Genomic DNA, 6,548 nt, shown 5'->3' with positions numbered 1-6,548 from the left:
CGTCGGCAGCGTCAGATGTGTATAAGAGACAGGCTAATGATAATAGAATTATTACTTTCCTAGAGTAAGGATAATATTATTTTACGATAAAAAAATATAAAATAGGATAAATAATTGCCATATAGATAGATTTTGTAGCAAAATTAAAAATAAATAATAAAAATAATGTAATAAAGTATATTTTTTGGCTATGAAATAAAATTGTACATAATTGAACGAGCAGATCAAAAAATGAACTACATATAACAATAAATAATAACATATTTACCATACTAAATTTAATAGGTCTCATTATCATATTTAATAACCACTTCATAGTAAATGCAGAGTGGGTGGAAACACTCACTTTATGGTTTGCTACGCTCTGCTCAATTAGCAACCCGATAACCCAATATAGATAATAGGGTAATTAATCCAATCTAATTTGTCAGTATCCGTTAATTTATTGCAAAATAAAGTATTGAATTATGTTGGGTGCAAATGACGAAATATAAGTTTCCGTGCGGACGGATCAAGATTCCCACTTTCGTAGGAATGACGGTGGAAAGATTGTTGTTTTTCCCGATGAATTCCTATGTTTTTTGTTTTTCCGGATAAATTCCTGTGGCTTTGAGTTTTTGGGATTTCAGCCTCAATGCCGTCTGAACGCCGAATCGGGCTTCAGACGGCATTGCGTCATTTGAAATTCAAAACCGGCCAGCCTTTTTCTTTGGCTTCTTTTTCCAGTTCGGCATCGGGGTTGACGGCGACGGGTTCGTCGACAAGGCGCAGCAGCGGCAGATCGTTTTTGGAATCACTGTAAAAATAGGTTTTGCCATAGCTTTCGAGCGTTTCGCCGCGTTCGGCAAGCCATTGGTTCAGGCGGGTAATTTTTCCTTCCCTAAAGCTGGGTGTGCCGATGTAGTTGCCGGTGTAGCGGCCGTCGGTATCGGTTTCGAGTTGCGTGCCGATGATATTGGTAATGCCGAAAAGGTGGCAGATGGGAGTGATGATGAATTCGTTGGTTGAGGAGATAACGAGGGTTTCGTCGCCGGCCATTTGATGGCTCTGCACCAGCATACGCTGCATGGGCGAGATATGGGGGATAATGTATTCTGTCATAAATTCGCGGTGAAATTTCGCCAGCTCTTCTTTGCCGTAACGGGCGAGCGGGGCAAGGTGGAATTTGCAGAAGGCGTCGATGTCGAGGCAGCCGTTTTGGTAGTCGCGGTAGAATTTTTCGTTTTGCGCCTCGGTTTGGGCAGTATCGTCCGGCATTTTCTTAATGAGGAACGCTAACCAGGCGTGGCCGGAATCGATGTTGATGAGTGTGTTGTCGAGATCGAAGATGGCAAGGTTTTTCATCGGTTTTCCTGTTGTTTTAAGAGCTGGCGCAAAAGCGGCAGCGTGATGCGTTTGCCCATGGTTACGGCGTAGTTGTCCAGCGTGTCGAGCATATCCATCAGGCTGTCCATATCTCGCCGCCAGTGGTTGAGTAGGTATTCGAAGATTTCGGGGTCTATGGTAACTTGGCGTGCTGCCGCCATGCTGACGAGCGCATCGATTTTTTCTTGGTCGGTTAGGGGCTTGACTTCGTAAACGAGGCAGTACGCCATACGCGTGCGGAGGTCTTCGCGGATAACGAGCTGTTGGGGTGTAGATTCCGAGCCGAGCAGTAAAAAGCCCTTTCCGCTATTGCGGAAACGGTTGAAGATGGAAAAAAGCAATGCCTGCTCTTCGTTTCCCAGTTTTTCGACTTGGTCGATGGCGAGATAGTCGGCATCGAGCGCGGAGTCGGTAAGCGGTTCGGCGGCGGCATCGACATAGACGGCGTTTTTTCCGGCTTCGAGTGCTTGTGCGACCCATGCCTGCAAAAGGTGGCTTTTTCCCGCGCCTTCTTCTCCCCAAACATAGATGAACTGTCCGTGTTTGTGTTGGAGGACATAGACCAGCTCCGCATTTTCCGTGCCGAGGAATTTGTCGAAACTTGGATAGTCGTGTGCGGCAAAATCAAAAATAAGCTGGTTCACGGTGCAGCATTTCAGAGGTTGGCAGATAGGTTTATTGTACGTTGTTTTCGCGCGCCTTTCCAATTTGACGATGCCGTCTGAAAACGGCTTCAGACGGCATCGTTCAGCCGCAGGCAACGTTGCCGACATCGAGGTGCATATTGTGGAACGCGTTGAGCGTGCTGCGGTGTCCGATGCTGATGATGATGCTGTCGGGCAGTTTTTGCTTTAAGGCACGGTAGAGCATGGCTTCGGTCGGTTCATCCAAGGCGGCGGTGGCTTCGTCGAGTAGGACGATTTGGGGCTTGGAAAGCAGGGCGCGGACGAAGGCGACGCGTTGCAGTTCGCCGGGGGAGAGTTTGTGTTGCCAGTCGTCGGGTTTGTCTAATTTATCAACCAGATAACCTAAGCGGCAGGTGTTCATAGCTTCGATTAGCTCCGGATGCTGTTTGTCGATGTCAGGATAACAAATCGCATCGCGCAGGCTGCCTTGCGCCGTGTACGGACGTTGCGGCAGGAAGAGGATGTCTTGATGCGGCGGATGGCTGACTTTGCCGCTGCTGCCAAACGGCCAAAGCCCAGCCAGCGCGCGCAGCAGCGAGGTTTTGCCGCAACCACTCGGGCCGCGTATCAGCAGGGAGTCGCCGTTTTTGAGGTTGATATTGATACCGTCTAATAAAACTTCGCCGTTGTGGCGGAACAGAGCGACGTTTTCCAGTGCAATGCCGTCTGAAACTTCGCTAATCTCGGGTTGCTGCCCGCTGTGTTGTTCTTCGGTACTCAGCAAAAAGCCGTACAGACGCTCCAATCGGGCGCGGTAGGCGGTGAATTTGTTGTAGAACATCCGGAAGAAAGACAGCGCGTTTTGCAGTCGCGCGAAGGCTTGGACAGTCTGCTGGATGTCGCCGATTTTGATTTGTCCGGCAAACAGGCGCGGAGCTTGCAAAATAATCGGGAAAAGTTTGATGCCGTTGGTGAATATATCGTTAAAGCCGCTTAAGCAGACGCTTTGCCGCGCAATGCGCCAACGGTTGCGGATAATGGCTTTGAAGCGGTCGGAAAGCTGGTCGTGTTCGTGTTTTTCGCCGCTGTAAAACGCCACGCTTTCGGCGTGGTCGCGCACGCGGATAAGGGAATAACGGTAGTCGCCGTTGAGTTTTTCGTTTTCATAGTTGTAATGAATCAATGGGTTGCCTATCCACATGGCGATAAAGGTTGCCAAAATTACAAATATATAGACAAACCAAACGATGCCGTGCGGAATGTCGAAGCCGAACACGGTCAGGATGCCAGCCAAGCCCCACAAAACAACGGCAAATTCCAAAGAGGTAACGACTGAATTGACCATGCCGCGCACAAATTCGATGGTCGAGGCGATGAAATCCTGCGCGTCCTGTTGGATACGCTGGTCGATGTTGTCCGGTGCATGGCGACGCATTTGCAAGCGGTAGTAGTTTTTGTCGGCAAGCCAGCGCGTCGTCAGCACTTCATTGAGCCGCTCGGACCATTTAATCGCCAAGCCTTGATCGAGGAAGTCGTTGACGACATTGTTAAACGCCCGTATCAGCACCACGCCCGCGTTCATTGCGGCAAACATCCAAAATGCCGAAGCATTCAAATCCTGCATCGAGTCGTAAAGCCCTTTGGACATAAAGGTACTCAACACATTCAGCCGCACTTCGGTTAACAGCAGCGTAATCATCGCCGTAATCAGCAGTAGAACTTTGACCGCGCTTTTTGGTGTCAGGCACAGGCGAAGGATATAGCTAAACTCGCGCCCGAAGCGCGTGTTGCGTGCAAAAAACAGAATGACCGCCGAGGCTGCGGCGACCATCAATAAGGTCTGCAACAGCCAAGACNGCGTGGAATAAAGCTCGGTTTGCCATTTTTGCATGGGAAATCTCTTACGGTATCAATGCCGTCTGAAAAAGACGGGTAGTTGATTTTTTGATGAAGTTTGGGGAAGTTTTGCCGGTCAGGGCATATTGCTTGTTATAGTGGATTAAATTTAAATCAGAACAAGGCGACGAAGCCGCAGACAGTACAGATAGTACGGCAAGGCGAGGCAACGCTGTACTGGTTTAAATTTAATCCACTATAATTTACCATACAACCACGCCGGAATTAAGTTTAAATTTGAATAAAAGGTTCGGGTTCTGCAAAATACAGAACCCGAACCTTGTTCGGATATTGAAACCGGTCGCCTGATTTTGGGCGGTGCGGCTTGCAAGTATCAAGATTCGCATATGCCGTCTGAAGCTCGGAGAGGTTCAGACGGCATATGCTTATTTGGGCTGCTCTTCGACGAATCTCGGACCTTTCAAGATGCCGTTGTGAGAATAGGGCGACAGCAGGTTGTATGCGGCGGTTTTGGAAACCTGATAACCACGGTCGGTCAGGCTATTGGCAATCTGATTGACCACTGCGCCGACCAAAGCCCCCAACAGGCCGCTGTTGCTGTTGTTGCTGCCTTCGCGGATGCTGGCCGAACCCGACCACAACTCTTTTCCGTTGCGGGAATCGACCAGCCGTGCTTTGGCGGATACGGTGGTTACGCTGTCTAAAATTTGATATGAAGTGCCGTATTCGGTAACCGTAATGTACAAAACCGCATCATTGCCGAAAATCTGATGCAGTTTTTCCGGTCGGACGGCGTGAATATCGGCGGCATTGGTCAAGCCGTTTTGTTTGAAGGTTTCCTCCACGACTGCGGCGGGGAAGACGTAATAGCCGGCTTCGGAAAGCGGCACGGCGGTCGAAGCCAGCATCCCCCAAGTGCCGTTGACATCGGGCGATTCGTTCAGGGGCGGAACCACCAAAATTGAAGCCGGTTTGCTTTCCTTGAATGACGTGTAGTCGAAGTCGGGAGCTTTTTGAACTTGGCAGGCAGACAGCGCCAACACGGCGGCAAGCCCTAAAATCAAAGGTTTCATCGCTTGCCTCCTTTACCGGTTTTCATCAGGAAGTCCATAAATACGCCCGATTCGGGAAACAGCCTTTTCTCTTCTTCAAACTGGCGGAACGCGCCCTCTTTGTCTCCCGAACGGGAAAGCAGCAGTCCCAAATGGGCGTGCGCACCCGGGGCGGCATTCATTTTTTTGTTGCCGGCTTCCACAAAATATTTTTCCATCTTTTCGGTCTGCTTGCCCAACGAAGTGTCGTCGTTTTTCAAACCTTCATAGACGGTATCGGGATAGTCGCCGTAATAATACAGGTTTTTATGCCCGCCGCCGCCGCAGGCGGTCAGAGCCAAGACCGCCGCACACAGCGACAAACGGCTCAAGGTTTTCGGATTCATCATTTGTCCTTAACGGTTGGGTTGCCATGCGCCGTTGTCGACAGCCTGAACCAGGTTGTTGACGGCTTCGCGGATTGCCAAGTCCAAAACTTTGCCGTTCAAAGTCGCATCGTAGCCGGAAGTGCCGCCGAAACCGATGATTTCACGATTGGAAAGTGCGTATTCACCCGCGCCCTGTGTGGAATAGACGATTTCGGAAGTATTGACGTTGACGATATTCAGAGCCACTTTTGCATAGGCGATTTGCGATTTGCCGCGCCCCAAAATGCCGAAGAGCTGCTGGTCGCCGACATCTTTGCGTCCGAATTCGGTTACATCGCCGGTAACAACATAATCTGCGCCTTTCAGGTTTTGCATTTTGCCGGAAATGCCGGATTCCTGTTTCAATGCGCTAAGGTTGGTGCGGTTCAGTACGTTGAAGCGGTTGGTTTGTTGCAGGTGCGTTACCAGGATGGTTTTTGCCTGGCTGCCCAAACGGTCTTCCCCGTCGGAGAAAATGCCTTTTTGGAAGCTGGAGCGGTTGTCGAATGTTCCAACGGAAATCGGGGTGCGAACACCGTGATATTGCGTATTGTAGGAGGCGACTTTTGCTACCTCGAGGCTGCGTGAGGATTCGGTCGCACAGCCGGTCAGTGAAACGGCAGCGGCGGCAAAAGCGATGGCGGCGGAAATTTTCTTCATGAAACCTACTCCAAAATTGTTAGAGGAATAAAGAGGTTGTTATTATTATTTGCATGTAATTTTTAGTCAAGGTGTTTTTGTCTGTCGGGGTGTCGAAAGATTTGCCTGTGTCGGCATATTGGCGGATATAGCGTGCTTTTTGATGCCGTCTGAAAAGAAGGGCGGGTGTGGAACCTGTCCTTTGATCGCAGGGCACATGGGGCGCGATTATCTACCGCCCGTTCTGCATTGCTTCCATGACGGTGAGCTAGGCTGCCTGCACAACAAGGCCGTCTGAAACAGGCGGCTTTCCCTGCACCTGAAAAGGTGTGTTTCTGCCGCCGGCAGGCAGTTTTTTGTTCTGTCAGGATATTGAAATATGAAGAATAAAACCTTTACCGATCACGATATTCGTGTAACAATTAGCGGCATCATCAAGGAGATTTGGGGTGACGGTGTCGCATCAAACCGCCCGGAGAACATTACTCCGGAAGTGGCTGCCGTAGTAAGCGATGCGGTAAACCAAATCAAAACCTGCTCCAAGCGTCTGTTGGCAGTAGATATTACCTATAACTTTCTCTATACTGCTCCCGGTACGATTT

The 6,548-nt window shown here is 49.7% G+C and carries 7 protein-coding genes; 1 reads left to right on the top strand and 6 read right to left on the bottom strand.

Annotation, left to right across the window (positions count from 1 at the left end; all coding sequences use genetic code 11):
• Window positions 1-675: 675 nt before the first annotated feature.
• The 6 genes from ACRPFF_RS10640 to ACRPFF_RS10615 all read right to left on the bottom strand — a co-directional run bounded on the left by ACRPFF_RS10640 (window position 676) and on the right by ACRPFF_RS10615 (window position 5,967).
• On the bottom strand, window positions 676-1,344 hold the full coding sequence (locus ACRPFF_RS10640; protein WP_432674638.1) for an HAD family hydrolase: 669 nt from the start codon (window positions 1,342-1,344) through the stop codon (window positions 676-678).
• The gene (hda, locus tag ACRPFF_RS10635; protein WP_250314897.1) at window positions 1,341-2,009 is read right to left on the bottom strand and encodes a DnaA regulatory inactivator Hda; all 669 of its coding nucleotides are present in this window, start codon (window positions 2,007-2,009) and stop codon (window positions 1,341-1,343) included. The genes ACRPFF_RS10640 and hda overlap by 4 nt, the downstream gene beginning before the upstream one ends.
• Window positions 2,010-2,112: 103 nt before the next feature.
• Window positions 2,113-3,882: an ABC transporter ATP-binding protein/permease gene (locus ACRPFF_RS10630; RefSeq protein ID WP_432674637.1), complete on the bottom strand. Its 1,770-nt coding sequence runs from the start codon at window positions 3,880-3,882 to the stop codon at window positions 2,113-2,115.
• 391 nt (window positions 3,883-4,273) lie between these two features.
• The gene (locus ACRPFF_RS10625; RefSeq protein WP_432674636.1) at window positions 4,274-4,921 is read right to left on the bottom strand and encodes a DUF799 domain-containing protein; all 648 of its coding nucleotides are present in this window, start codon (window positions 4,919-4,921) and stop codon (window positions 4,274-4,276) included.
• Window positions 4,918-5,286: a DUF4810 domain-containing protein gene (locus ACRPFF_RS10620; protein ID WP_025458374.1), complete on the bottom strand. Its 369-nt coding sequence runs from the start codon at window positions 5,284-5,286 to the stop codon at window positions 4,918-4,920. The genes ACRPFF_RS10625 and ACRPFF_RS10620 overlap by 4 nt, the downstream gene beginning before the upstream one ends.
• A gap of 9 nt (window positions 5,287-5,295) precedes the next feature.
• Complete coding sequence (locus ACRPFF_RS10615) at window positions 5,296-5,967, bottom strand: CsgG/HfaB family protein (protein WP_432674635.1); 672 nt, start codon at window positions 5,965-5,967, stop codon at window positions 5,296-5,298.
• A gap of 358 nt (window positions 5,968-6,325) precedes the next feature.
• Between ACRPFF_RS10615 and ACRPFF_RS10610 the strand changes: the two genes are divergently transcribed.
• Window positions 6,326-6,548: hypothetical protein (locus tag ACRPFF_RS10610; RefSeq protein ID WP_432674262.1), on the top strand; the 223-nt coding region annotated here is incomplete at its 3' end.

This window comes from Neisseria sp. SLRRB23, assembly GCF_050896295.1.
Lineage (GTDB): Bacteria > Pseudomonadota > Gammaproteobacteria > Burkholderiales > Neisseriaceae > Neisseria.
Note: the sequence above shows the minus strand (reverse complement) of the source record. Positions and strands in the feature narration are given on the sequence as shown.

What these genes read in the sequence shown, in the direction of transcription:
- ACRPFF_RS10640 (WP_432674638.1), bottom strand. Translation starts at nt 1,344, where the DNA reads ATGAAAAACCTTGCCATCTTCGATCTCGACAACACACTCATCAACATC.
- ACRPFF_RS10625 (WP_432674636.1), bottom strand. Translation starts at nt 4,921, where the DNA reads ATGAAACCTTTGATTTTAGGGCTTGCCGCCGTGTTGGCGCTGTCTGCC.
- ACRPFF_RS10620 (WP_025458374.1), bottom strand. Translation starts at nt 5,286, where the DNA reads ATGAATCCGAAAACCTTGAGCCGTTTGTCGCTGTGTGCGGCGGTCTTG.
- ACRPFF_RS10615 (WP_432674635.1), bottom strand. Translation starts at nt 5,967, where the DNA reads ATGAAGAAAATTTCCGCCGCCATCGCTTTTGCCGCCGCTGCCGTTTCA.